The 21,147-nt window shown below is 64.0% G+C and carries 20 protein-coding genes and 1 other RNA gene; 5 read left to right on the plus strand and 16 right to left on the minus strand.

The genetic code is table 11. From position 1 onward, the window contains the following. Positions 1 to 43: 43 nt before the first annotated feature. The 16 genes from ftsA to rsmI all read right to left on the minus strand — a co-directional run bounded on the left by ftsA (position 44) and on the right by rsmI (position 17,187). Positions 44 to 1,300 carry a cell division protein FtsA gene (gene ftsA / locus WM94_RS25835; RefSeq protein ID WP_015271706.1) on the minus strand — a complete coding sequence of 419 codons (1,257 nt, stop codon included), beginning with the start codon at positions 1,298 to 1,300 and terminating at the stop codon, positions 44 to 46. Between the two features lie 14 nt (positions 1,301 to 1,314). After that, positions 1,315 to 2,184 carry a cell division protein FtsQ/DivIB gene (locus WM94_RS25840; RefSeq protein WP_012274056.1) on the minus strand — a complete coding sequence of 290 codons (870 nt, stop codon included), beginning with the start codon at positions 2,182 to 2,184 and terminating at the stop codon, positions 1,315 to 1,317. Between the two features lie 4 nt (positions 2,185 to 2,188). Beyond that, positions 2,189 to 3,145 (minus strand): D-alanine--D-alanine ligase, encoded by a 957-nt coding sequence (locus WM94_RS25845; protein ID WP_015271707.1) that lies wholly within the window; start codon positions 3,143 to 3,145, stop codon positions 2,189 to 2,191. Further along, on the minus strand, positions 3,142 to 4,590 hold the full coding sequence (murC, locus tag WM94_RS25850) for a UDP-N-acetylmuramate--L-alanine ligase (protein ID WP_003260781.1): 1,449 nt from the start codon (positions 4,588 to 4,590) through the stop codon (positions 3,142 to 3,144). Before murC ends, WM94_RS25845 begins: the two co-directional genes overlap by 4 nt. Further along, on the minus strand, positions 4,583 to 5,662 hold the full coding sequence (gene murG, locus WM94_RS25855; RefSeq protein ID WP_061552442.1) for an undecaprenyldiphospho-muramoylpentapeptide beta-N-acetylglucosaminyltransferase: 1,080 nt from the start codon (positions 5,660 to 5,662) through the stop codon (positions 4,583 to 4,585). Before murG ends, murC begins: the two co-directional genes overlap by 8 nt. Next, complete coding sequence (ftsW, locus tag WM94_RS25860; protein WP_061552443.1) at positions 5,652 to 6,866, minus strand: putative lipid II flippase FtsW; 1,215 nt, start codon at positions 6,864 to 6,866, stop codon at positions 5,652 to 5,654. Before ftsW ends, murG begins: the two co-directional genes overlap by 11 nt. Continuing rightward, on the minus strand, positions 6,863 to 8,209 hold the full coding sequence (gene murD, locus WM94_RS25865; protein WP_061552506.1) for a UDP-N-acetylmuramoyl-L-alanine--D-glutamate ligase: 1,347 nt from the start codon (positions 8,207 to 8,209) through the stop codon (positions 6,863 to 6,865). Before murD ends, ftsW begins: the two co-directional genes overlap by 4 nt. Before the next feature lie 6 nt (positions 8,210 to 8,215). Further along, positions 8,216 to 9,298 carry a phospho-N-acetylmuramoyl-pentapeptide-transferase gene (mraY, locus tag WM94_RS25870; RefSeq protein ID WP_023661969.1) on the minus strand — a complete coding sequence of 361 codons (1,083 nt, stop codon included), beginning with the start codon at positions 9,296 to 9,298 and terminating at the stop codon, positions 8,216 to 8,218. Beyond that, positions 9,298 to 10,665 (minus strand): UDP-N-acetylmuramoyl-tripeptide--D-alanyl-D-alanine ligase, encoded by a 1,368-nt coding sequence (gene murF, locus WM94_RS25875; protein ID WP_061552444.1) that lies wholly within the window; start codon positions 10,663 to 10,665, stop codon positions 9,298 to 9,300. The genes mraY and murF overlap by 1 nt, the downstream gene beginning before the upstream one ends. Further along, complete coding sequence (locus tag WM94_RS25880; RefSeq protein ID WP_371264049.1) at positions 10,658 to 12,148, minus strand: UDP-N-acetylmuramoyl-L-alanyl-D-glutamate--2,6-diaminopimelate ligase; 1,491 nt, start codon at positions 12,146 to 12,148, stop codon at positions 10,658 to 10,660. The genes murF and WM94_RS25880 overlap by 8 nt, the downstream gene beginning before the upstream one ends. Next, positions 12,145 to 13,887, minus strand: coding sequence for a penicillin-binding protein 2 (locus tag WM94_RS25885; RefSeq protein ID WP_161551483.1), 1,743 nt, complete (start codon positions 13,885 to 13,887; stop codon positions 12,145 to 12,147). The genes WM94_RS25880 and WM94_RS25885 overlap by 4 nt, the downstream gene beginning before the upstream one ends. Continuing rightward, positions 13,887 to 14,180, minus strand: a complete 294-nt coding sequence (gene ftsL / locus WM94_RS25890) for a cell division protein FtsL (RefSeq protein WP_003260787.1) — start codon at positions 14,178 to 14,180, stop codon at positions 13,887 to 13,889. The genes WM94_RS25885 and ftsL overlap by 1 nt, the downstream gene beginning before the upstream one ends. Continuing rightward, the gene (rsmH, locus tag WM94_RS25895) at positions 14,177 to 15,124 is read right to left on the minus strand and encodes a 16S rRNA (cytosine(1402)-N(4))-methyltransferase RsmH (protein WP_013974118.1); all 948 of its coding nucleotides are present in this window, start codon (positions 15,122 to 15,124) and stop codon (positions 14,177 to 14,179) included. Before rsmH ends, ftsL begins: the two co-directional genes overlap by 4 nt. Beyond that, the gene (gene mraZ / locus WM94_RS25900) at positions 15,121 to 15,576 is read right to left on the minus strand and encodes a division/cell wall cluster transcriptional repressor MraZ (protein ID WP_004575120.1); all 456 of its coding nucleotides are present in this window, start codon (positions 15,574 to 15,576) and stop codon (positions 15,121 to 15,123) included. The genes rsmH and mraZ overlap by 4 nt, the downstream gene beginning before the upstream one ends. 308 nt (positions 15,577 to 15,884) lie before the next feature. Beyond that, positions 15,885 to 16,244, minus strand: an RNA gene (gene rnpB / locus WM94_RS25905) — RNase P RNA component class A. A 67-nt stretch (positions 16,245 to 16,311) separates the two neighbouring features. Further along, positions 16,312 to 17,187, minus strand: a complete 876-nt coding sequence (gene rsmI, locus WM94_RS25910; protein ID WP_043935900.1) for a 16S rRNA (cytidine(1402)-2'-O)-methyltransferase — start codon at positions 17,185 to 17,187, stop codon at positions 16,312 to 16,314. Positions 17,188 to 17,373: 186 nt separating this feature from the next. Here rsmI and WM94_RS25915 point away from each other — a divergent pair, with 186 nt between their 5' ends. From WM94_RS25915 to WM94_RS25935, 5 genes are all read left to right on the plus strand, one after another. Beyond that, entirely contained in the window at positions 17,374 to 19,191 is a 1,818-nt protein-coding gene (locus WM94_RS25915; RefSeq protein WP_061552445.1) for a penicillin-binding protein activator, read from the plus strand. Continuing rightward, complete coding sequence (locus tag WM94_RS25920) at positions 19,191 to 19,562, plus strand: YraN family protein (protein WP_039613002.1); 372 nt, start codon at positions 19,191 to 19,193, stop codon at positions 19,560 to 19,562. Before WM94_RS25915 ends, WM94_RS25920 begins: the two co-directional genes overlap by 1 nt. Before the next feature lie 86 nt (positions 19,563 to 19,648). Next, a complete protein-coding gene (locus WM94_RS25925; protein ID WP_012274070.1) occupies positions 19,649 to 20,242 on the plus strand; it encodes a phosphoheptose isomerase in 594 nt (197 codons plus the stop codon). After that, entirely contained in the window at positions 20,239 to 20,817 is a 579-nt protein-coding gene (locus tag WM94_RS25930) for a BON domain-containing protein (RefSeq protein ID WP_015271720.1), read from the plus strand. Before WM94_RS25925 ends, WM94_RS25930 begins: the two co-directional genes overlap by 4 nt. A gap of 99 nt (positions 20,818 to 20,916) precedes the next feature. Then, on the plus strand, positions 20,917 to 21,135 hold the full coding sequence (locus WM94_RS25935) for a YgdI/YgdR family lipoprotein (protein ID WP_003260792.1): 219 nt from the start codon (positions 20,917 to 20,919) through the stop codon (positions 21,133 to 21,135). Positions 21,136 to 21,147: the final 12 nt, after the last annotated feature.

Below are 21,147 nucleotides of genomic sequence, written 5' to 3' on the forward strand. Positions count from 1 at the left end.
TACAGTTCTCTAGTTGTCGCGCCTACCACTACTGCTTTGAAACTTAGAAATTGCCCTGGACCCAGCGCTTGAAGCGTTCAAGCACTGGAGCCTTCGGTTCATCGCCATAGCTGTTGTTGCTGCTGTTACCGGTCAGGGGCAGGTCTTCGGTCTGCTTCTGCAGGCCGTAGGTGAGCAAGCCCACGCCGGTGGAATAGATCGGGTTGCGAACCACGTCGCTGAGCCCCCGAACGCTGTGCGGTACGCCCAGGCGTACCGGCATGTGGAAGATCTCCTCGGCCAGTTCCACGGCGCCTTCCATCTTCGCGGTGCCGCCGGTGAGAACGATGCCGGCCGGCACCAGGTCCTCATAGCCACTGCGGCGCAGTTCGGCCTGGATCAGGGTGAAGAGCTCGTCGTAACGTGGCTCCACCACCTCGGCCAGGGCCTGGCGCGACAGCTCGCGCGGTGGGCGATCGCCCACGCTCGGCACCTTGATGGTCTCGCCGGCGCCAGCCAGTTTGGCCAGGGCGCAGGCGTAGCGGATCTTGATTTCTTCGGCGTACTGGGTCGGAGTACGCAGCGCCATGGCGATGTCGTTGGTCACCTGGTCGCCGGCAATCGGGATCACCGCAGTGTGACGGATCGCGCCCTCGGTGAAGATGGCGATGTCGGTAGTGCCACCGCCGATGTCCACCAGGCACACGCCCAGCTCTTTTTCATCGTCGGTCAGCACCGAGTAGGCCGAGGCCAACTGCTCGAGGATGATGTCGTCGATTTCCAGGCCGCAACGGCGTACGCACTTCTCGATATTCTGCGCCGCGTTGACCGCGCAGGTGACCACGTGGACCTTGGCTTCCAGACGTACGCCAGACATGCCCAGCGGCTCGCGCACGCCTTCCTGGTTGTCGATCACGTAGTCCTGCGGCAGGGTGTGCAGCACGCGCTGGTCGGCCGGGATGGCAACGGCCTGGGCGGCGTCGAGTACGCGCTCCAGGTCGGCCAGGCTCACCTCGCGGTCGCGGATGGCGACGATGCCGTGGGAGTTCAGGCTGCGGATGTGGTTGCCGGCCACACCGACGAAGGCCGAGTGGATGCGGCAGCCGGCCATCAGCTGCGCTTCTTCCACGGCGCGCTGGATCGACTGCACGGTGGACTCGATGTTAACCACCACGCCTTTTTTCAGGCCGCGGGACGGATGAGTACCGATCCCGACGATTTCCAGGGTGCCGTCCTCGCCCACTTCCCCCACCAGCGCCACCACCTTGGAGGTGCCGATGTCCAGCCCGACGATCATTTTGCCGCTATGCGCGTTTGCCATGGTCCTGCCTCTCTCTAATTCTTCGCAACGGCGGGTTGGGCCGTCGTCGGTGCAATCGGTTCCCGCCAACCAACGGCAAGTCCGTTGGAGTAACGCAGATCAATGCGGGCGATAGTGGTGATCTGGTCTTTGAGTGTCTTGTCGTAAATGGCAATGAAACGGCGCATCTTCTCCACCAGATGGTCGCGCCCCAACAGCAGCTCGATGCCCGGCCCGGCGCTGCTCGCGCCCGTGGTCAGGAACCAGCTGCCTCGCTCGCGCAGCTCCAGGCGAGCGATGGAAAAGCCCAGGGGGCGCAGCATCTGGCTCAATACCTGATACTGCTGCATGACTTGTTGCTGAGCACGCTGCGGCCCGGCCAGCTGCGGCAGGTGCTCGTAGTTGGCCAGTTCGCGCGGGGTGAAAGCCTGGCCCTGGTTGTTGAGCAAGGCTTCGTCACCCCAGCGCGCCACCGGCAACTGTTCTTCCAGGCGGATCACCACCTCGTCTGGCCACACCCGGCGCACTTCTGCATGGGCGATCCACGGCATCTGCTCGAGTTCTGCGCGCATCGCCGGCAGGTCGACGCTGAAGAAGCTCGCTGCCACGTAGGGCGCGATACGCTGCTGCACCGACTGCTGGCTGATGTAGCTGAGGTCGCCCTGCACGTCGATCTTGGTGATCGGCCGGTCGGCATATGGCATCAGGCGAATGGCGCCCTCGTAGGCGCCAAACCCGGCCGCCACCAACAGCACCGGCCACAACAGGCGCTTGAGGCCCCCCAGGCTTGGCCGCGGCAGGCGCGCCGATACGGGCTCGTCGGCCACCAGCCTGCTGGCACCACGCGGCACCGGCTTGCTACGGCCGGTAACGGGTTGCTGCTGACGTATCATCGCGCCTTGCATGGTTTTAACCTCGCGTCGCCACGCTCTCGGCCAGGATCGCCAGCACCAGTTGCTGGAAGTCCAGGCCGGCCGCGCGGGCCGCCATGGGCACCAGGCTATGGTCGGTCATGCCGGGTGCGGTGTTGACTTCGAGCAGCCAGAACCGGCCCTGCTCGTCCTGCATCACGTCCAGCCGCCCCCAGCCTTCGATGCCGATGGCATCGCAGGCACGCGCGGTCAGGTCGATCAGTTCCTGTTCCTTGACGCTGTCCAGGCCGCAGGGAATGCGATACTGGGTATCGTTGGCGATGTACTTGGCGTCGTAGTCGTAGAACACGTGCGGTGTACCCAGGGCGATCGGCGGCAGCACCTGGCCGCGCAATACCGCGACGGTGAACTCCGGCCCGTGGATCCACTGCTCCACCAGTACCTGGGAATCGTAACGGGCGGCATCCTGCCAGGCGGCGACCAGTTCCTGGGCGCTGTTCACCTTGGCCATGCCGATGCTGGAACCTTCATGGGCGGGTTTGACGATAAGCGGGAAGCCCAGTTCCGTACTGGCCTGCAAACAATCGCTTTCGCTCGCCAGCACCGCGTGGCGCGGGGTCGGAATGCCCAGGCTCTGCCACACCTGCTTGGTGCGCAGCTTGTCCATGGCCAGTGCCGAGGCAAGGATGCCACTGCCGGTATAGGGAATGCCCAGGCACTCGAGCAGGCCTTGCATGCTGCCGTCTTCACCGCCACGGCCGTGGAGGATGATGAAGGCGCGGTCGATCTTCTCGCTTTGCAGGCGGTCCAGCAGGTCGTCACCCACGTCGATGGCGACCACGTCGACACCGGCGGTGGTCAGCGCGTCGATCACTGCGGCGCCGGACTTGAGCGACACTTCGCGCTCGGCGCTCTTGCCGCCGTACAGCACCGCGACGCGGCCGAACGCCTTGACGTCCAGGGTCGAGTGCAGTTTGTCGTAGGCGCTGGTCATTTCGACTTCTCCTGCTTGGCGCCAGCGAACAGCGGGCTTTTCATCAATTGAGGGGCCAGGCCGCCGACATCACCGGCACCTTGGCAGATCAGGATGTCGCCAGCGCGCAGCAGTGGCTTGACCAGTGGCGCAAGGTCGACACCACGTTCGATGTAGATCGGGTCCAGCTTGCCGCGCTGGCGGATGCTGTGGCACAGCTGGCGGCTGTCGGCGCCGGGGATCGGCTCTTCGCCAGCCGGGTAGACTTCCATCAGCAGCAGCACGTTGGCATCGCCCAGCACCTGGACGAAATCGTCGTACAGGTCGCGGGTACGGCTGTAGCGGTGCGGCTGGTAGACGATCACCAGGCGGCGGCTTGGCCAACCGCCGCGCACGGCCTGGATCACCGCAGCCACTTCGGTCGGGTGGTGGCCGTAGTCGTCGACCAGCATCACGCTGCCGCCTTCGACCGGCAGTTCGCCGTACACCTGGAAGCGGCGGCCGACGCCCTGGAACCCGGACAGGCCCTGGACGATGGCTTCGTCAGTGATGCCTTCGTCGGTGGCGATGGCGATGGTGGCCAAGGCGTTGAGCACGTTGTGGTTACCGGGCATGTTCACCGACACCTCCAGCGGCTCGCGATCACGACGCAGCACGGTGAAGTGGGTCTGCATGCCCATCTGGCGAACGTTGATGGCGCGGACGTCAGCCTCGTCGCTGAAGCCATAGGTCACGGTCGGGCGCTTGACCTGTGGCAGGATCTCGCGCACCACCGGGTCGTCCAGGCACATAACGGCCAGGCCGTAGAACGGCAGGTTGTGCAGGAATTCGACAAAGGTTTTCTTCAACTTGTTGAAGTCACCTTCGTAGGTCGCCATGTGGTCGGCGTCGATGTTGGTGACCACGGCCACCATCGGCTGCAGGTGCAGGAAGCTGGCATCGCTCTCGTCTGCTTCGGCAATCAGGTAGCGGCTGGTACCCAGCTGGGCATTGGTGCCGGCAGCGGTCAGGCGGCCACCGATGACGAAGGTCGGGTCCAGGCCACCGGCGGCGAACACCGAGGCCAGCAGGCTGGTGGTGGTGGTCTTGCCATGAGTGCCGGCAACGGCCACGCCATGCCGATAGCGCATCAGCTCGGCGAGCATCTCGGCACGCGGCACCACCGGAATGCGCCGCTCGAGGGCGGTGGCGACTTCCGGGTTGGCTGGGTTGATAGCGCTGGAAACCACCAGCACATCGGCAGTGGCGGCGTTCTCGGCGCGGTGGCCGACGAAAATCTCGGCACCGAACGACTCCAGACGCTCGGTGACCGGCGAAGCCTTCAGGTCGGAACCGGACACTTCATAGCCCAGGTTCAGCAACACTTCGGCAATGCCGCACATGCCCACGCCGCCGATACCGACGAAGTGGATACGGCGGATACGGCCCATCTTTGGCTGGGGCATGGCTTTCTGGCTTTCAACCATGGGCCACCTCCAGGCAGATATCGACCACGGTGCTGGTTGCGGCAGGTTTGGCCAGGCGCCGTGCGGTGCCTGCCATGACGTTGAGTTTCTCGGGTTGCATCAGCACCTCGTTCAGGCGTTCAGCGAGCTGCGCTGCGCCAGTTGTCGCTTGTGGCATCAGGAAGGCAGCGCCTTCCCGGGCCAGATATTGGGCGTTGTGGGTCTGGTGGTCGTCGATCGCATGGGGCAATGGCACCAGCATCGAAGGCAGGCCCGCTGCCGCCAGCTCACTGACGGTCAAGGCGCCGGCCCGGCACACCACAATGTCGGCCCAGCCATAGGCTTGGGCCATGTCCTTGATGAAGGGCTCTACCTGAGCCTCGACGCCCGCCTCGCGATAACGCTCGGCGGTGGCTGGCGCGTGTTGCTTGCCGGCCTGGTGGAATACCTCTGGCCGCAGCGCGGGGGGCACTTCGGACAGGGCCTTAGGCAACAATTTGTTCAATGGTTCCGCCCCCAGGCTGCCGCCCATCACCAGCAGGCGCGCACGGCGCTCGGCCAGCGGCGCGCGCAGGGCGTCCATGAACAGCTCCGGGCGCACCGGGTTGCCGGTGGTGCGCAGTTTGTCGCTGGCGGCGAAGGTGGCCGGGAAGGCTTCGCAAACACGCGCAGCCAGCGGCAGCAGCAGGCGGTTGGTAGTACCGGCGCGAGCGTTCTGCTCGTGGATCACCAGCGGTACGCCGCACAGGCGTGCGGCCACGCCGCCTGGGCCGGTCACATAGCCACCGAAGCCGACCACGCATACCGGCTTGAGCTCTTGCACGATACGCCGCGCCTGCAGCACGGCCTTGACCAGGGTGAACGGCGCCTTGAGCAACGACAGCTTGCCCTTGCCGCGAAGGCCGCTGACCTGGATCAGATGCAACGGCAGGCCGGCCTGGGGCACCAGTTCGTTCTCGATGCCACGCGGGGTGCCCAGCCAGTGCACGCTGTAACCGCGCGCCTGGAATTCACGGGCGCAGGCCAGGGCCGGGAACACGTGGCCCCCGGTGCCGCCCGCCATGATCAGTACGTTCCTGCCGTCAGCGGCCATGATTGGTCTCCTCGGCAAAATCGCTTTCGCTGAATTCGTGCTCCTCACTGCCCAGGTGCGTACGGCTTTCCCACTCGATACGCAGCAACAGACCCACGCAGGCACAGCAGATCACCAGCGAGCTGCCCCCGTAGCTGAGGAACGGCAGGGTCAGGCCCTTGGTCGGCAGCAGGCCGACGTTCACACCGATGTTGATCAGGAACTGGCCGATCCACAGGAAGGCCAGGCCGAACGCAACATAAGCGGCAAAGAACTGTTTGGCTTTTTCAGCCCACAGGCCGATATACAAGGCACGCACAGTCACGAATACGAATAGCGCGATAGTCAGCAGCGAGCCGACCACGCCAAGTTCTTCGGCCAGTACCGAGAACACGAAGTCGGTGTGCGCTTCAGGCAGGTAGAACTGCTTCTGCACGCTGTTGCCCAGACCAACGCCGAACCACTCGCCACGGCCGAAGGCAATCAGCGCCTGGGTCAGCTGGTAGCCCGAGCCGAACTGGTCGGACCACGGGTCGGTAAAGGTAATCAGGCGAGCCATACGGTAAGGCTGCGCCTGTACCAGGACGAACACCGCAACCACCGCCAATACCACCATCAGGCTGAAGCGGAACAGCCCCACCCCGCCGAGGAACAGCATGGCCGCCGCCGCGCCCATCATCACCACGGTGGCACCGAAGTCCGGCTCCATCAGCAGCAGGGCAGCCATGGGCAGCAGCACGATGAATGGCTTGAAGAAGCCCATCCAGGTTTCGCGTACCTCGGTCTGCCGGCGCACCAGGTAGCCGGCCAGGTAGATGACCACGAACACCTTGGCTATTTCCGAAGGCTGCACGTTGAAGAAGCTGAAGCCGATCCAGCGCATGGAACCGTTCACTTCGCGGCCGATACCCGGCACCAGCACCAGCACCAGCAGGCCGAAGGCCCCCAGCAGCATCAGGAAGCCCATACGCTGCCAGGTGGCGATCGGCACCATCATGGTGGCGCCACAGGCGACCAGCCCAAGGAACACGTACACCAAGTGGCGGAACATGTGGTAAAGCGGGTTGCCAGACTGCACCGCAGCCACTTCCGAGGACGCCGAGGTGATCATCACCAGGCCCAGGCCCAGCAAAGCCAGGCAGCCGGCGAGCATCGCAAAGTCCAGGTCGATGCCACGGCCGCTGATCAGCGGCGACGGATAGGGCTTGAGGATGCCAAAGATCATGCAAGGCCTCCCGCTGCCTGGGCGAACAGGCGCCCGCGTTCTTCGAAGTTCTTGAACATGTCGAGGCTGGCGCACGCCGGCGACAGCAGCACGGCATCACCCGCCTGGGCCAGTTCGGCGCATTGCTGCACGGCGTCGTCAAGGGTCTTGACGCGGACCAGTTGCACGCCATCACCCAGGGCTTCGGCCAGGCGCTCGGCATCACGGCCAAGCAGCACCACGGCGCGGCAGAAGCGCTTGACCGGCTCGCGCAACGCGGCGAAGTCGGCGCCCTTGCCGTCGCCACCGGCGATCAGCACCAGTTTGCCTTCGATGTCGGAACCCAGGCCTTCGATCGCGGCCAGGGCAGCACCGACGTTGGTGGCCTTGGAATCGTCGTACCAGTTCACGCCGTTGCGCTCGCGCACCCACTGGCAACGGTGGGCCAGGCCGCCGAACTCGCGCAGTGCCTCGAGCATTGGTTCGAACGGCAGGCCGGCAGCGTGCCCCAGAGCCAGAGCCGCCAGGGCGTTGCTCTGATTGTGGGCGCCACGAATCTTCAGCTCACGTGCCGGCATCAGCGCCTGGAACTCGAACGCCAGGTATTTTTCGCCGTCCACTTCACGCAGGCCGAAGGCCTTGAAATCCGGTTGGTTGAGACCGAAGGTCCAGCATGGGCGGCCTTCCACCGGCAGCGGCCGGGACAGGGCATCCTGGCGGTTGACCACGACCTGGCGGGCACCACGGAAGATCCGGTGCTTGGCCAGGTGGTAGGCCGGCAGGCCGCTGTAGCGGTCCATGTGGTCTTCGCTGATGTTCAGCACGGTGGCCACTTCGGCGTTGAGCTGGTCGGTGGTTTCCAGCTGGAAGCTGGACAGTTCCAGCACGTACAGCTCGACGTCATCGGCCAGCAGGTCCAGCGCCGGGGTACCGAGGTTGCCGCCCACCGCCACGCGCTTGCCTGCCTTGGCGGCCATTTCGCCCACCAGGGTGGTGACGGTGCTCTTGGCGTTGGAGCCGCTGATGGCAATGATCGGGGCCTTGGCGTGGCGGGCGAACAGTTCGATGTCACCGGACAACTTCACCCCACGCGCGGCCGCCTGCTGCAGGGCCGGGGTGGCCAGGGCCAGGCCGGGGCTGACATACAGCTCGTTGGCGCGGCACAGGAAGTCCACGTCCAGTTCACCACAGCGCACTTCCACCTGCGGGTAATCACGGCGCAGGGTGTCCAGTTCCGGCGGTTGCTCGCGGGTGTCGGCGACCGCAAAGGCAATGCCCCGGCTCGCCAGGAAGCGAACCAGGGACATGCCGCTCTTGCCGAGGCCGACAACGATGCGGAATTGGTCGGAAGCGATCAAGGACACGCTCATCTACCTCAGTTTCAGGGTTGCAAGGCCGATCAGCACCAGGATCACGGTGATGATCCAGAAGCGGACGATCACCCGTGGCTCTGGCCAGCCCTTGAGTTCAAAGTGGTGGTGGATCGGCGCCATGCGGAACACGCGCTTGCCGGTCAGCTTGAAGGAGGCAACCTGGATCACCACCGACAGGGTTTCCATGACGAACACGCCGCCCATGATGAACAGCACGATTTCCTGGCGGACGATCACGGCGATGGTGCCCAGCGCGGCGCCCAGCGCCAGCGCGCCGACGTCACCCATGAATACCTGCGCCGGGTAGGTGTTGAACCACAGGAAGCCCAGGCCGGCACCGATCAGCGCGCCGCAGAACACGATCAGCTCGCCCGAGCCCGGCACATAGGGGATCAGCAGGTATTCGGCGAACTTAACGTTGCCCGACAGGTAACAGAAGATGCCCAGGGCGCCGCCGACCATCACCGTCGGCATGATCGCCAGGCCGTCGAGGCCGTCAGTGAGGTTGACCGCGTTGCTCGAACCGACAATGACGAAGTAGGTCAGCACGACGAAGCCGATGCCCAGCGGAATGGTGACATCCTTGATGAACGGCAGGATCAGCGTGGTTTCGACGCTGGTCGGCGCGGTCTTGTACAGGAAGATGGCTGCAGCCAGGCCGAACACCGACTGCCAGAAGTACTTCCAGCGGCTCGGCAGGCCACGCGAGTTCTTTTCGATCACCTTGCGGTAGTCATCGACCCAGCCGATGGCACCGAATGCCAGGGTAACGATCAGCACCACCCACACATAGCGGTTGGTCAGGTCGGCCCACAGCAGCGTGCTGACGGCGATGGCGGACAGGATCAACGCCCCACCCATGGTCGGGGTGCCGGACTTGGACAGGTGCGATTGCGGGCCGTCGTTACGCACGGCCTGGCCGATCTGGCGGATTTGCAGGGTACGGATCATCCACGGCCCCAGCCACAGCGCCAGGGACAACGCGGTCAGCACACCCAGAATCCCGCGCAGGGACAGGTACTGGAAGACCGCGAAGCCTTTGTGGAACTGTTGCAGATACTCGGCCAACAGCAGCAGCATTAATGTTTCTCCCCGCTGGCACCGCACAATGCCGCCACGACGTTTTCCATCGCAGCGCTGCGCGAGCCCTTGATCAAGATAGTGGTGTCGCTGGCATTCTCGGCGCCAACCGCGTCGATCAGCTCAGCTTGAGTAGCGAAATGGCGGCCATTGGCTCCGAACGCCTTGACCGCGTGTGTCATGTTGAAACCCACTGCGTACAGGGCGTCGACCTTGCCACGCGCGTAGTCACCCACCTGACGGTGGCCTTCTTCCGCCCATTGCCCCAGTTCGCCGATATCCCCAAGCACCAAGACGGTGCGCCCGGAAAAGCCGGCGAGTATATCAATGGCCGCGCACATGGAGGTGGGATTTGCGTTGTAACTGTCGTCGATCACCCGCACGCCGTTCGGCGCAATCTGCGCCACGGTACGGCCCTTGACCGGTTGCACGGCAGCCAGGCCTGCGGCGATGCCGCTCAGGCTCAGACCAACGGCATGGGCAGCCGCAGCGGCAGCCAGGGCATTGCTGACGTTGTGCTCACCGAGCACATTGAGTTGCACGTCTACCGTGTCGCCAGCGCCATGGAGCTTGAACGACGGGCAACCACGGGCATCGCGGCCGATGTCAGAGGCATGGAAGTCGGCCATTGGATTGTTGCGGGCAAAGCTGAAGACCTTGTGCGCGCCGGCACGTGCCTTCCATATATCAAAGGCCTTGTCGTCCAGGTTGAGGATGGCGATACCGCCCTCGCCCAGGCCTTCGAGAATCTCGCCCTTGGCTTCGACGATCTTTTCCGGGCCGCCGAACTCGCCAACGTGGGCGGTGCCGGCGTTGTTGATGATGACCACCTGGGGCCGGGTCAGGCCCACGGTGTAGCGGATCTCGCCAATGCGCGAGGCGCCCAGTTCGATCACCGCGGCACTGTGCTCGGGGGCGATCTCCAGCAGGGTCAGCGGCGCGCCGAGGTCGTTGTTCAGGTTGCCGCGGGTGGCGTGCACCAGGCCACGGGTGCGCAGGATGCTGGCGAGCATCTCCTTGACCGTGGTCTTGCCGCTGGAACCGGTGATGGCCACCACCGGCTTGTCGAAGGCAGCACGGTTCAGCGCGCCAAGCTGGCCGAGGGCCAGGCGGCAATCGGCGACCAGCAGCTGCGGCAAGTCGACATCGGCTACTTCACGCTCGACCAGGGCCGCGACAGCGCCCTTGGCCTTCACATCGGCCAGGTAGTCGTGGCCATCGAAGCGCGGGCCGGCCAGGGCGACGAACAGTTGCCCGGCGCCAACACTGCGGCTGTCGATGCTGACGCCGGTGAAGGTGGCGTCAGCACCGATTTGTTGACCACTCAGTGCTGTGGTCAGCTGGCTGAGTGACATCGGCTTAAGCATGTGGAGCCTCCCAGGCTGCAAGTGCCTTTTCGGCCTCGGTCAAATCGGAGAAATCATGACGCTCGCCATTGATCTCCTGGTAATCCTCGTGCCCCTTGCCGGCCAGCACGATCACATCGTCGGCAGCGGCGGTGGCAATCAGGTGCGCTATGGCTTCGCCACGACCGGCAACGAACTCGACCTCGGCAGGCTTGGCGAAACCCGGGCGGATGTCGTCAAAGATGCGCAGCGGGTCCTCAGTACGCGGGTTGTCGTCGGTTACCAGCACGCGGTCGGCCAGGCGCTCGGCCACTTCGGCCATCAGCGGGCGCTTGCCGCGGTCTCGGTCGCCGCCGCAGCCGAACAGGCACAGCAGCTTGCCGTGCGCATGCGGGCGCAGGGCTTCGAGCACTTTCTCCAGGGCGTCCGGGGTGTGCGCATAGTCGACCACCACCAGCGGTTTGTCGCCCCCACCCAGGCGCTGCATACGGCCGATAGGCCCCTGCAGTTTCGGGGTGACCTCGAGGATTTCGTCCAGCGCATAGTCCAGCGCCAACAGGGTCGCCACGGCGGCGAGCATGTTGCTCAGGTTGAAGCGGCCCAGCAACTGGCTGCGCAGGGTACGTTCGCCCTGGGCGGTGACCAGGGTGGCGCGCACGCCATCGTCATTGAACACGGCTTCGCGGCAGAACAGCGAGGCCTCCGGGTTCTCCAGGCTGTAGCTGAGCAACCGGGTCTCGATATGGTCAACACTCGGGCGGCGGGCAAAATCGGCGGCCAGGCGACGGCCGAAATCGTCATCCAGGTTGACCACCTGGCAACGCAGGCTCGGCCAGGTGAACAGCTTGGCCTTGGCGGCCTCATAGGCCTCCATGCTGCCGTGGTAGTCCAGGTGGTCGCGGGACAGGTTGGTCATGACCGCGATGTCGAATTCCAGCGCGGCGACCCGGCCCTGCTCCAGGGCGTGGGAGGAAACCTCCATGGCCACGGCCTTGGCGCCACCTTTCTTGAGGTCGTTGAGGGTCGACTGTACGGCGATCGGGTCGGGCGTGGTCAGGCGGCCACTCTGCAGCTCACCATAGAAGCCGGTACCCAGGGTGCCGATCAGGCCGCAACGCTGGCCAAGCAAGTCCAGCGCCTGGGCCACCAACTGGGTGACGCTGGTCTTGCCGTTGGTACCGGTCACGCCCACCAGGTTCAGCTGGCGGCTCGGTTCGCCATAGAAGCGACCTGCGATATCCGAAAGCTGGGCGATCAGGCCCTTGACCGGGATGAGCGGCACATCGGTGATTGGCAGGACGCTCGTGCCCTGCTCTTCATAGGCTACGGCGGCAGCGCCACGCGCCAGGGCATCGGCGATATGCTCGCGGCCATCGACCTTGGCGCCCGGAACAGCCAGGAACAGATCACCCGGACGCACATTGCTGCTGTCCAGCGTCAGTTCACGGATCAACGGGTCACGGCTGGCGTGAGCGAAAAGCTTGCTCAATGGCATTGTCATCATCCACGCCCTCCCTTGGCGGTTGCAGCAGCATTGACTTGCGATTGTTCTACGGGTGCCGGTGGAGGCAGGTTGTCTGGCGGAACGTTCATCAGGCGCAGAGTGCCGGACATGACCTTGCTGAACACCGGTGCCGAAACCAGGCCACCGAAGTAACCGCCCTTGCCAGGCTCATCGATAACCACGACGATGGCGTAGCGCGGGTCGCTCATCGGCCCGAAGCCGGCGAACAGCGAGCGGTAGGCGTTTTCGGTGTAGCCCTTGGAACCGACGGTGGCCTTACGGGCGGTACCTGACTTGCCGGCCACGTGGTAGAACGGAACCTGGGCACGGAACACCCCGCGCGGCGCTTCGATCACCTGCTGCAGCATGCCCTGAATGGTTTCGGCGGTTTCCTTCGGAATGGCCTGCACCGCTTCCGGGGCCTTGTCGACCTTGAGGATCGACAGCGGCACCATCTTGCCGTCGTTGGCCAGCGCCGCGTATGCATGCACCAGCTGCAGGGCGGTCACCGACACGCCATAGCCATAGGACAGGGTCGCAGTTTCGGCCTTGCGCCACTCGCGATGGTTAGGCAGGTTGCCGACGCGCTCGCCGGGGAAGCCAAGGCCGGTGTACTGACCCAGGCCGACCTGGGACATGACCCGGTAGATGGCCTCGCCGCCGATGTCGAAGGCGATCTTGCTCATGCCGACGTTACTGGAGTTGATCAGGATACCGGTCAGGTCGAGGATCGGGCCTTCGCTCCTGGACACGTCCTTGATGGTGTAGCGACCAATTTGCAGGCTGCCCGGGTACACCTCGACCTTGTCGGTCGGCTTCCAGCGGCCACTTTCCAGTGCCGCACTCATGGAGATCGGCTTGACCGTGGAGCCCGGCTCGAACACGTCGATGATCGCGCGGTTACGCATGGCGGCCGGGAACATGCTGCGGCGGTTGTTGGGGTTGTAGGTCGGCTGGTTGACCATGGCCAGGACCTCACCGGTCTTGACGTCCATGATCACCAGGCTGCCGGCCTTGGCATCCTGTTCGGCAATGGCGTTGCGCAGCTCGCGGGTGGCCAGGTACTGCAGGCGCAGGTCTATCGACAACGCCAAGGTCTTCCCGGCCTTGGCGTTCTTGGTTACCTGGATGTCCTTGATCAGCCGGCCGCGCCGGTCCTTGATCACCTGCCGCTTGCCGGGTACGCCAGCCAGCCATTCGTCATAGGCCAGCTCCACCCCTTCGCGACCGTGGTCGTCAAGGTCGGTGAAGCCAACCATGTGCGCGGTGACATCACCGGCCGGGTAGAAGCGGCGGAATTCTTCCAGGCCATACACGCCCGGCACTTTCAGGTCGAGCACATGCTGGCCCTGCTCCGGGGTCAGGCCGCGGACAAGGTAGATGAACTCTTTGCTGGCCTGCTGGGTCAGGCGCTCGGTCAGCTGTTGCGGGTTCTGCCCCAGTGCTGCTGCCAGCTGCGGCCAGCGGTCCTTGGAGGCCTGCATTTCCTTGGGGTTGGCCCACAGGGTGGTGACCGGGGTACTGACCGCCAACGGTTCACCGTTACGGTCGGTGATCAGGCCGCGGTGAGCCGGGATAGGGATGTGACGCAGGCTGCGCGCATCGCCCTGCCCCTTGAGGAAATCACGGTCGACTACCTGCAGGTCGATGATGCGCCAGCAGATGGCACCGACCATCAGCGCCAGCAAGCCGATCACCACGCGGAAGCGCCAGGGGTAGAGTGCGCCTTCGAGCTTCATCATGGCGCCACCATCCGTACTTCGTCAGCCGAAGGTACGCGCATCTTCAGTTGCTCGGAAGCCAGGTTCTCGATGCGACTGGCGGCGGTCCAGGTGCTTTGTTCGAGAATCAGCCGGCCCCATTCGGCCTGGGCCTTGTCACGTTCGTTCAATTCGCCGTACAGCGTGTTGAGCAACTGACGGTTCCAGTGCGCGCTGTAGGACACGGCGATGGCCGAAACCAGCACGGCAACGAACAGCAGAAGCATCAGGAAGCTTCCGCCTGGCAAAGGTTTGGCAAACAGCCTGCTCACCGCAGCTTCTCCGCCACCCGCATAACGGCGCTGCGCGCCCGCGGGTTGGCCTTGAGCTCGGCGTCGGAAGCGAACTGAGCCTTGCCGATGAGCTTGATTTTCGGCTCGAAGACCTTGTGCTGTACCGGCAGGTTGCGCGGCAGGTTGTCAGCCTCGCCCTTGGCCAGCTTGCGCATGAACAGCTTGACGATGCGGTCTTCCAGCGAATGGAAGCTGATCACTGCCAGGCGGCCGCCCACTTCCAGCGCATCGATCGCGGCCTCCAGGCCTGCCTCGAGATCACCCAGTTCGTTGTTGACGTGAATACGCAGGCCCTGGAAGGCGCGGGTCGCCGGATTCTTGCCCTTCTCCCAGGCCGGGTTGGCCACCTTCAGCACCTCGGCGAGGTCGCCGGTGCGGGTGAACGGTTGCTGTTCGCGGCGCTGCACCACGGCGCGAGCCATGCGCTTGGCGAAACGCTCTTCGCCGTACTCCTTGAACACACGGGCTATTTCTTCTTCAGGTGCAGTGGCGATGAACTCGGCGGCGCTGATGCCCTGGTCCGGGTTCATGCGCATGTCCAGCGGGCCATCATTGAGGAAGCTGAAGCCCCGCTCGGGGTCATCCAGCTGCGGCGAGGAAACGCCCAGGTCCAGCAATACGCCGCTGACCTTGCCATCCAGGCCACGCTCCGCCACTTCCGCGCCCAGCTCGGCAAAGCTGCGCTGCACAATGACAAAGCGGCCGTCTTCGGCCGCCAGCGCTTGCCCCGTGGCAATCGCCTGTGGATCTTTGTCGAAACCCAGCAGCCGCCCTTGCGGCCCGAGCTTGCTGAGAATCAGCCGGCTGTGCCCGCCACGGCCAAAGGTGCCGTCCAGATAGCAACCGTCGGCGCGCAGGGCCAATGCCTCGACAGCTTCGTCGAGCAGGACGGTAATGTGGTTGAAGCCGCTATCTATGGTCACAGGATCAGGTCACGCAATTCGTCGGGCATGGCGCCCGGTTGTTGAATAGCTGCAAGGTCTGCTGCCGAAACCGCGTTCCAGGCATCTTCATCCCACAGCTGGAATTTGTTCAGTTGCCCTACCAGCATCGCCTTCTTGTCGAGCTTGGCGTACTCACGCAGACGGGGCGGTACCAGGAAACGCCCACTGCCATCGAGCTCCAGGTCAACCGCGTTACCGATCAGCAAACGCTGAAGGCGGCGGTTTTCCTCACGCAACGATGGCAAGGCACGCAACTTGGCTTCTATCTGTTCCCACTCATCGAGGGGATAAACACACAAGCAGGGGTCAACGGCGTCGATGGTCACGATCAGCTGACCATTGCAACGCGAATCGAGCTCGTCACGGTACCGGCTCGGCATGGCGAGACGGCCCTTGGCATCGAGGCTGACGGCGTTGGCTCCGCGGAACACGGCTGCGATTCCCCACAATGTTAGCTTTTTTGTGCCAGAAAACCCACTTCATCCCACTTTCTGCCACTTGCGCACACTATAGGAATCCGCCCGCAGCACCGTCAAGGCACGTTCGGAAGGAAAAGCCTTACAGGACCGAGATTTAGCGCAATAAAGGAATGCGGAAGGACTACCGAGCAGAAAAAAACACGAGAAAAATCAAACCCACGCAGGCGAATGGAGTTCGAAGTTAAAGTGATTTATTAAGAGTAAGATTTTTTCGGTATTACCAGAGGGCATCTGCTATCGAATAAAGCAGGGAGGGAAAGGTGGAGAGTCGATCTGTAAGCCGGGTTTTGTCGAGGACAGTCATTCCTCTACGACGGCCATCACTGGACGCCTCTAGCAACCTACCCGGTTCCGACGCGGGCCACGCCTGATGGAACCCTATTTGGTCTTGCTCCGAGTGGGGTTTACCTAGCCACGAACTGTTGCCAGCCGTGCGGTGCGCTCTTACCGCACCTTTTCACCCTTACCGGCACCGAAGTGCTTAGGCGGTTATTTTCTGTGGCACTTTCCGTAGGCTCGCGCCTCCCAGGCGTTACCTGGCACTCTGCCCTATGGAGCCCGGACTTTCCTCCCCCTGCTTTTGCGGAACAAAAGCAGGCAGCGACTGTCCGATCGACTCTCCGCCGCCAAGATTAACGGCACGTGCGCCCAAGAACAAGCAATACCGGCATTTATATCAATATGCCACTATTCGGCTTTCTGCTTTTCCAGTGCAAGTTGATACAGCAGGTTCTTGCGCACCCCGGTAATTTCCGCAGCCAGCGCCGCCGCCCGCTTGAGTGGCAGCTCGGCCAGCAGCAGGTCGAGCACCCGTTGCGCTTCGGCACTGATCGCCTGTTCGCCCTCCGGCGCACTCCAGCCACCAACTAGTACCACGCACTCTCCGCGCTGCTGGTTGCTGTCACCAGCAACGAAGGCGCGAAGCTCGGCCAGGGGCAGGCCCTTGAGGGTCTCGAAGGTCTTGGTCAGTTCACGCGCCAACAGCGCCGGGCGCTCGCCACCGAATACCGCTTCCATGTCTTCAAGGCATTCCAGGATACGGTGCGGGGCCTCGTAGAAGATCAGCGTGCGCGGTTCTTCCTTTACCTGCTCCAGGCGCGCCCGCCGTCCCGCCGCCTTGGCCGGCAGGAAGCCTTCGAAGATGAAACGGTCCGACGGCAGGCCGGCTGCCGACAGCGCGGCGATCAGAGCGCAGGCGCCCGGCACCGGGACCACATTTACCCCCGCAGCACGCGCCTGGCGCACCAGGTGGTACCCCGGATCGGAAATCAGCGGCGTGCCGGCATCGGAAACCAACGCCACATTCTCGCCCGCCAGCAGCTTGGTGAGAAAACGCCCGCCCTCGTCACGCTCATTGTGTTCATGGCAGGCCGCCAGCGGCGTGTCGATGCCGAAGTGCTGCAGCAGACGGATCGAATGACGGGTATCTTCCGCCGCGATCAGGGCCACGTCCGCCAGCACCTTCAGCGCCCGGGCACTCATGTCGTCGAGGTTGCCGATAGGGGTTGCGACCACATACAGCGTCCCCACCGTGGATTTCGAAGCCCCTGCCACATCAGTCACTGCGCACACCTGTCGTTCGGATCAAAGGCGCCATTGTAGCCCGAGCGCCTGCAACAGGGCGCAAAGAACTTCGCCGACGACCGATGGCAGGCCTCCTATAGTGAAGGATCGACACGGCAACATCGCGCCCCGGCCAGCGCTTGGGTACAATTGCCGGCCACCTTGATCGAGTAACAGGACCTTTACATGATCGCTTGCCTGCGGCTGTTCACAGCCCTCTGCCTTGCTGCCTTGCTGGCAGCCTGCGCCAGCTCGCCCTCATCCAGCCTGGGCGAACTGCCACGCACCCCGGACGCCAGCATCGAGCAACTGCTCGAAAAGGCTGCTTCCAGCAAGTCCGCGGAAGACGCCGCCCTGCTGCGCCTGAGCGCAGCCGACCTGGCCTACAGGCAGAAGGACTTCCCACGCGCCGCACGCATCCTCGAGCAGGTGCCGCTGGACACGCTCAAGCCGGCCCAGCAAGTGTTCGCCAGCACCCTCGGTGCCGAGCTGGCCATGAGCCGCAACCAGCCCAAGGCTGCCCTCGCCGCCCTGGCCCACCCCAGCCTGCAGCGCGTCGCCGAACTGCCGGAAGAACAGCAAGCGCGCACCTACAGCGTGCACGCGGCCGCCCTCGAAGCCGATGGCCAGGCCCTCGCCGCCGCGCAACAGCGCGTGCTGCTGGGCCCGCTGCTCAGCGGTCAGGCCGCCAACGCCAACAATGACGCCATCTGGGCACTGGTCGCCTCGCTGCCGGCAGAGCAACTGCAGCAGCCAGGCAACGACCAGACCCTTGCCGGCTGGACCAGCCTGGCCTTCGCGGTAAAAAGCGCCGGCACCCTGGAACAGCAGCAAGCGGCGATCGACGCCTGGGTCAAACAGCACCCGGACCACCCGGCCGCCCAGCAACTGCCGCTGGCTCTGACCAAGCTCAAGGAGCTGGCCAGCCAACCGCTGACCAAGATTGCCCTGCTGCTGCCTCAGGAAGGCCCGCTTGCCGGTGTTGCCCGCGCCCTGCGTGACGGTTTCATGGCTGCACACTTCCAGGCCCAGCAAGCCGGCCAGCAGGCGCCAGCCGTGCAGGTATTCGACAGCTCGCGCATCGGCTCGCTCGACGACTTCTATCGCCAGGCCCAGGCCGCAGGCGTACAGCTGGTCATCGGCCCGCTGGAAAAACCGCTGGTCAAGCAACTGGCTGCCAAGCCACAACTGCCGATCACCACCCTGGCCCTGAACTACGCCGACGCCGGCCAGAAGGCTCCACCGCAGCTGTTCCAGTTCGGCCTCGCTGCCGAAGACGAAGCCCGTGAAGTGGCCCGTCGCGCCCGCGCCGATGGCATGGTCCGCGCAGTTGCCCTGGTGCCGAGCGGCGAATGGGGCGATCGTGTGCTTGCCGCCTTCCGCCAGGACTGGGAAGGCAACGGTGGCACTCTGCTCGCCGCCGAACGCATCGCCCAGCCGGTCGCATTGGCCCAGCAGATTGCCGACCTGTTCCAGCTGCGCCAGAGCGAAGGCCGCGCCAAGAGCCTGCAGAGCACGGTAGGTGGCAGCATCGCCGCGCAGCCGTCGCGCCGCCAGGACATCGACTTCATCTTCCTCGCCTCGACCCCGCAACAGGCCCAGCAGATCAAGCCGACCCTGAACTTCCAGTACGCCGGTGACGTACCGGTCTACGCCACTTCGAACCTGTATAGCGCCAGTGGTGACGTCAACCAGTACAACGACATGAACGGTATCCGCTTCTGCGAAACCCCGTGGCTGCTCGATACCAGCAACAGCCTGCGCCAGCAGGTCGTGCAGCAATGGCCGCAAGCGGCAGGCAGCCTGGGCCGCCTGTATGCCATGGGCGTCGACGCCTACAGCCTGGCGCCGCGCCTGGGCCAGCTGAAAGCGCTACCGGACAACCGCGTACTGGGCCTTTCGGGCAGCCTGAGCATGAACGCCAACCAGCGTGTCGAGCGCCAGCTACCTTGGGCCGAGTTCGTCGGTGGCCAGGTCCAGCGCCTGCCTGACACTCCTCGCTGATGGCAGCAGCGTCGCCCACCAGCGCCGGGCAGGCAGCGGAAAGCCAGGCCCTTGAATATCTTCAAGGGCAGGGCCTGCAACTGCTGGCGCGCAACTGGCGATGCAAAGGCGGTGAGCTTGATCTGGTCATGCTCGACGCCGATACAGTAGTATTCGTCGAAGTCCGCTACCGGTTGCACGCGGGCTTCGGTGGCGCCCTCGGCAGTATCGACGGGCGCAAGCAGAAACGGTTGGTGCTCGCCGCCAGCCTGTTCCTGCAGAAGGAGCCCCACTGGGGCAACCACCCCTGCCGCTTCGACGTAGTCGCCCTACAGGGCAGCCACCATGCAGGCAGACCGCTTCAATGGCTGAAAAACGCCTTCGAATGCTGAACCCATTCCGATTTTTTTGCTCTATGTTTCGCGGGCTGGTCGTTGTTGCGCGTAGCAAAGGCCACCGCCCCACTTAAGGTCACCAGATGGACATGCAATCCCGAATTCGCCGGCTATTCCAGGCCAGCATCGATACCAAGCAACAGGCAATGGACATCCTGGCACCGCACATCGAGCAGGCCAGCCTGGTCATGGTCAACGCGCTGCTCAACGAGGGCAAGATGCTCGCCTGTGGCAACGGCGGCTCGGCCGGCGATGCCCAGCACTTTTCCTCCGAGCTGCTCAACCGCTTCGAGCGCGAACGCCCGAGCCTGCCGGCCATCGCGCTGACCACCGACAGCTCGACCTTGACCTCGATCGCCAACGACTACAGCTACAACGAAGTCTTTTCCAAGCAGATCCGCGCGCTGGGCCAGCCCGGTGACGTTCTGCTGGCGATCTCCACCAGCGGCAACTCGGCCAACGTGATCCAGGCGATCCAGGCCGCACATGACCGCGAAATGATTGTCGTAGCATTGACTGGTCGCGATGGCGGCGGCATGGCTTCGCTGCTGCTGCCTGAAGACGTGGAAATCCGCGTACCTTCGACGGTTACCGCGCGTATCCAGGAAGTCCACCTGCTGGCGATCCACTGCCTGTGTGATCTGATCGACAGCCAACTGTTCGGGAGTGAAGAATGACCCCTATGCGCCTCGGCCTTATGGCCCTGACCCTGTGCCTGAGCGTCACTGGTTGCAGCTCGGTACTGACCTCTACCCGCAATTCGCCGATCGAGGACGATCGCGGAACGCGCACCATTGGCAGCAAGATCGACGACTCGCTGATCGAAACCAAGGCTTCGGTCAACATCGCCAAGGCCAGCCCTGACCTGGACAAAGGTTCGCACATCGTTGTCAGCAGCTACAACGGCATCGTCCTGCTGGCCGGCCAGACACCGCGCGCCGACCTCAAGAGCCTCGCCGAGCAGACTGCCAGCCAGGTACAGCGCGTCAAGAAAGTGCACAACGAGCTGCAGGTGATGCAACCCTCCTCCATCCTGGCGCGCAACAACGACGCCTGGCTGACCACCAAGATCAAGACCCAGATGCTGACCGACAATGCCGTGCCCAGCTCGCGCATCAAGGTGATTACCGAGAATGGCATCGTTTACCTGCTCGGCCTGGTGACCCAGCAAGAGGCCAACTCGGCCACTGCCGTGGTACAGGGCGTGTCGGGTGTGCAGAAGATCGTCAAGCTGTTCGAGTACATCGACTGATTCATCAGCCTGTGCTGGCCTCTTCGCGGGCTTGCCCGCGAAGAGGCCAGCACAGGCAAGCACAACACCTTGTCTTTTCAGAAATCCAGGAAACACCGCATGAAAAAGCTTCTGCTGCCTGCCCTGCTGTTCGGCACTTTCGCCACCCTGGCCGGCTGCTCTACACCAAGCCTGATCACCCTCAACGATGGCCGTGAAATCCAGGCCGTCGACGTACCGAAGTTCGACCGTGACGCCGGCTTCTATGAGTTCCAGCAACTCGACGGCAAGCGTACCCGCATCAACAAGGACCAGGTACGTACCATCAGCGACCTGTAAGCAGGGCTGGCG

Source organism: Pseudomonas sp. ABFPK (assembly GCF_001586765.1).
In the GTDB taxonomy this organism is placed as follows: domain Bacteria; phylum Pseudomonadota; class Gammaproteobacteria; order Pseudomonadales; family Pseudomonadaceae; genus Aquipseudomonas; species Aquipseudomonas asiatica.

Coding starts and splice junctions, on each gene's coding strand:
- ftsA (WP_015271706.1), bottom strand. CDS start 1,300: ATGGCAAACGCGCATAGCGGCAAAATGATCGTCGGGCTGGACATCGGC.
- WM94_RS25840 (WP_012274056.1), bottom strand. CDS start 2,184: ATGCAAGGCGCGATGATACGTCAGCAGCAACCCGTTACCGGCCGTAGC.
- WM94_RS25845 (WP_015271707.1), bottom strand. CDS start 3,145: ATGACCAGCGCCTACGACAAACTGCACTCGACCCTGGACGTCAAGGCG.
- murC (WP_003260781.1), bottom strand. CDS start 4,590: ATGGTTGAAAGCCAGAAAGCCATGCCCCAGCCAAAGATGGGCCGTATC.
- murG (WP_061552442.1), bottom strand. CDS start 5,662: ATGGCCGCTGACGGCAGGAACGTACTGATCATGGCGGGCGGCACCGGG.
- ftsW (WP_061552443.1), bottom strand. CDS start 6,866: ATGATCTTTGGCATCCTCAAGCCCTATCCGTCGCCGCTGATCAGCGGC.
- mraY (WP_023661969.1), bottom strand. CDS start 9,298: ATGCTGCTGCTGTTGGCCGAGTATCTGCAACAGTTCCACAAAGGCTTC.
- murF (WP_061552444.1), bottom strand. CDS start 10,665: ATGCTTAAGCCGATGTCACTCAGCCAGCTGACCACAGCACTGAGTGGT.
- WM94_RS25880 (WP_371264049.1), bottom strand. CDS start 12,148: ATGATGACAATGCCATTGAGCAAGCTTTTCGCTCACGCCAGCCGTGAC.
- WM94_RS25885 (WP_161551483.1), bottom strand. CDS start 13,887: ATGAAGCTCGAAGGCGCACTCTACCCCTGGCGCTTCCGCGTGGTGATC.
- WM94_RS25915 (WP_061552445.1), top strand. CDS start 17,374: ATGATCGCTTGCCTGCGGCTGTTCACAGCCCTCTGCCTTGCTGCCTTG.
- WM94_RS25920 (WP_039613002.1), top strand. CDS start 19,191: ATGGCAGCAGCGTCGCCCACCAGCGCCGGGCAGGCAGCGGAAAGCCAG.
- WM94_RS25925 (WP_012274070.1), top strand. CDS start 19,649: ATGGACATGCAATCCCGAATTCGCCGGCTATTCCAGGCCAGCATCGAT.
- WM94_RS25930 (WP_015271720.1), top strand. CDS start 20,239: ATGACCCCTATGCGCCTCGGCCTTATGGCCCTGACCCTGTGCCTGAGC.
- WM94_RS25935 (WP_003260792.1), top strand. CDS start 20,917: ATGAAAAAGCTTCTGCTGCCTGCCCTGCTGTTCGGCACTTTCGCCACC.